Genomic DNA, 3,212 nt, shown 5'->3' with positions numbered 1-3,212 from the left:
CGGGGTGGTGGGTGGTTGGTCGTTGTTTGAGAACTGCACAGTGGACGCGAGCATCTGTGGCCAAGTTTTTAAGGGCGCACGGTGGATGCCTTGGTACCAGGAACCGATGAAGGACGTGGGAGGCCGCGATAGTCCCCGGGGAGTCGTCAACCAGACTTTGATCCGGGGGTTTCCGAATGGGGAAACCCGGCAGTCGTCATGGGCTGTCACCTGCTGCTGAACACATAGGCAGTGTGGAGGGAACGCGGGGAAGTGAAACATCTCAGTACCCGCAGGAAGAGAAAACAACCGTGATTCCGGGAGTAGTGGCGAGCGAAACCGGATGAGGCTAAACCGTATACGTGTGAGACCCGGCAGGGGTTGCGTGTACGGGGTTGTGGGATCTCTCTTCTGTCGTCTGCCGGCGACAGGGCGAGTCAGAAACCGTATGGATAGGCGAAGGACATGCGAAAGGTCCGGCGTAGAGGGTAAGACCCCCGTAGTCGAAATCTGTACGGCTCGTTTGAGAGACACCCAAGTAGCACGGGGCCCGAGAAATCCCGTGTGAATCTGGCGGGACCACCCGCTAAGCCTAAATATTCCCTGGTGACCGATAGCGGATAGTACCGTGAGGGAATGGTGAAAAGTACCCCGGGAGGGGAGTGAAATAGTACCTGAAACCGTGTGCCTACAAGCCGTGGGAGCGTCGCGCATCGAGTTTACTCGGTGCGTCGTGACTGCGTGCCTTTTGAAGAATGAGCCTGCGAGTTTGCGGTGTGTTGCGAGGTTAACCCGTGTGGGGGAGCCGTAGCGAAAGCGAGTCCGAATAGGGCGTATGAGTAGCGCGCTCAAGACCCGAAGCGGAGTGATCTAGCCATGGGCAGGCTGAAGCGCGGGTAAGACCGTGTGGAGGGCCGAACCCACCAGGGTTGAAAACCTGGGGGATGACCTGTGGTTAGGGGTGAAAGGCCAATCAAACTCCGTGATAGCTGGTTCTCCCCGAAATGCATTTAGGTGCAGCGTCGTGTGTTTCTTGCCGGAGGTAGAGCACTGGATAGGCGATGGGCCCTACCGGGTTACTGACCTTAGCCAAACTCCGAATGCCGGTAAGTGAGAGCGCGGCAGTGAGACTGTGGGGGATAAGCTCCATGGTCGAGAGGGAAACAGCCCAGAGCATCGACTAAGGCCCCTAAGCGTACGCTAAGTGGGAAAGGATGTGGAGTCGCAGAGACAACCAGGAGGTTGGCTTAGAAGCAGCCATCCTTGAAAGAGTGCGTAATAGCTCACTGGTCAAGTGATTCCGCGCCGACAATGTAGCGGGGCTCAAGCGTACCGCCGAAGTCGTGTCATTGCGATATATACCTCTAACGGGGATCGTGATGGGTAGGGGAGCGTCGTGTGCCGGGTGAAGCAGCCGCGGAAGCGAGTTGTGGACGGTTCACGAGTGAGAATGCAGGCATGAGTAGCGATTCACACGTGGGAAACGTGTGCGCCGATTGACTAAGGGTTCCTGGGTCAAGCTGATCTGCCCAGGGTAAGTCGGGACCTAAGGCGAGGCCGACAGGCGTAGTCGATGGAGAACCGGTTGATATTCCGGTACCCGCTGTGAAGCGTCAAACATTGAATCAGGCGATGCTAAGTCCGTGAAGCCGCCCTGGATCCTTCGGGTGAAGGGGAGTGGTGGAGCCGACGGACCAGACTTGTAGTAGGTGAGTGATGGGGTGACGCAGGAAGGTAGTCCAGCCCGGGCGGTGGTTGTCCCGGGGTAAGGGTGTAGCCCGGTGTGCAGGCAAATCCGCACACCATGCAGGGTGAGACCTGATGCCGAGCCGATTGTGGTGAAGTGGATGATCCTATGCTGTCGAGAAAAGCCTCTAGCGAGTTTCATGGCGGCCCGTACCCTAAACCGACTCAGGTGGTCAGGTAGAGAATACCGAGGCGTTCGGGTGAACTATGGTTAAGGAACTCGGCAAAATGCCCCCGTAACTTCGGGAGAAGGGGGGCCATCACTGGTGAGAGGACTTGCTCCTTGAGCTGGGGGTGGCCGCAGAGACCAGCGAGAAGCGACTGTTTACTAAAAACACAGGTCCGTGCGAAGCCGTAAGGCGAGGTATACGGACTGACGCCTGCCCGGTGCTGGAACGTTAAGGGGACCGGTTAGTCACTCTTCGGGGTGGCGAAGCTGAGAACTTAAGCGCCAGTAAACGGCGGTGGTAACTATAACCATCCTAAGGTAGCGAAATTCCTTGTCGGGTAAGTTCCGACCTGCACGAATGGCGTAACGACTTCTCGACTGTCTCAACCATAGGCCCGGTGAAATTGCACTACGAGTAAAGATGCTCGTTTCGCGCAGCAGGACGGAAAGACCCCGGGACCTTTACTACAGTTTGATATTGGTGTTCGGTTCGGCTTGTGTAGGATAGCTGGGAGACTGTGAACTCTGGACGCCAGTTCAGGGGGAGTCGTCGTTGAAATACCAGTCTGGTCGTGCTGGATGTCTAACCCGGGTCCGTGATCCGGATCGGGGACAGTGTCTGATGGGTAGTTTAACTGGGGCGGTTGCCTCCTAAAGAGTAACGGAGGCGCCCAAAGGTTCCCTCAGCCTGGTTGGCAATCAGGTGGTGAGTGTAAGTGCACAAGGGAGCTTGACTGTGAGACCGACGGGTCGAGCAGGGACGAAAGTCGGGACTAGTGATCCGGCGGTGGCTTGTGGAAGCGCCGTCGCTCAACGGATAAAAGGTACCCCGGGGATAACAGGCTGATCTTCCCCAAGAGTCCATATCGACGGGATGGTTTGGCACCTCGATGTCGGCTCGTCGCATCCTGGGGCTGGAGTCGGTCCCAAGGGTTGGGCTGTTCGCCCATTAAAGCGGTACGCGAGCTGGGTTTAGAACGTCGTGAGACAGTTCGGTCCCTATCCGCTGTGCGCGTAGGAGTCTTGAGAAGGGCTGTCCCTAGTACGAGAGGACCGGGACGGACGAACCTCTGGTGTGCCAGTTGTTCTGCCAAGGGCATGGCTGGTTGGCTACGTTCGGGAGGGATAACCGCTGAAAGCATCTAAGCGGGAAGCCTGCTTCGAGATGAGGACTCCCACCCCCTTGAGGGGTTAAGGCTCCCAGGAGACTACTGGGTTGATAGGCCAGATCTGGAAGGCGGGTAACCGCTGGAGGTGACTGGTACTAATAGGCCGAGGGCTTGTCCTCAGCTGCTCGCGTCCACTGTGTTGGTTCTGA

At 57.4% G+C, this 3,212-nt stretch carries 1 rRNA gene; it reads left to right on the top strand.

Annotated features, from left to right (window positions below):
• Positions 1–58 precede the first annotated feature (58 nt).
• Positions 59–3,182 (top strand): 23S ribosomal RNA (locus G6048_RS47400).
• The last annotated feature ends 30 nt before the right edge of the window (positions 3,183–3,212 follow it).

Source organism: Streptomyces ureilyticus, from assembly GCF_011045025.1.
In the GTDB taxonomy this organism is placed as follows: Bacteria; Actinomycetota; Actinomycetes; order Streptomycetales; family Streptomycetaceae; genus Streptomyces; species Streptomyces ureilyticus.
Note: the sequence above shows the minus strand (reverse complement) of the source record. Positions and strands in the feature narration are given on the sequence as shown.